Annotated in this window: 1 pseudogene; it reads left to right on the top strand. The window is 51.4% G+C overall.

The features are described from left to right. A pseudogene (locus D0T87_RS23925) lies at window positions 1–288 on the top strand (hypothetical protein); the annotation flags it as partial. Between the last annotated feature and the right edge of the window lie 43 nt (window positions 289–331).

The raw sequence follows: 331 nt of genomic DNA, 5'->3' as shown, positions 1-331 counted from the left end.
GCGCTAGCCTTGCGCGACCATCTTAAAATTGTGCATACCCTGCCCGAAACGCTCTTCACCGCAGATGGACGGGGCGAAGACTGGTTGTCTATCGACCGTCTGGTGGCTGCATCGGATAACATAAAGAAATATATGATCCTCGAAATCATCCGCGGCATGCGCGATGCCGATGAGCGCGAAATGCGCCTGCGTGATGAATGGCCCGACTTTTACGAGCAACTGCGCCGGGAGACGTATCCACGGTTGAGGAGGATAGAATACACAATCACTTACGTGATTGTCAGTTGACAGGTTATTGAGTTGACAGTTGACAGTTGAGAGTTGACAGTTG

The sequence above is a fragment of the Bacteroides sp. 51 genome, from assembly GCF_010500965.1.
GTDB lineage: Bacteria > Bacteroidota > Bacteroidia > Bacteroidales > Bacteroidaceae > Bacteroides.
Note: the sequence above shows the minus strand (reverse complement) of the source record. Positions and strands in the feature narration are given on the sequence as shown.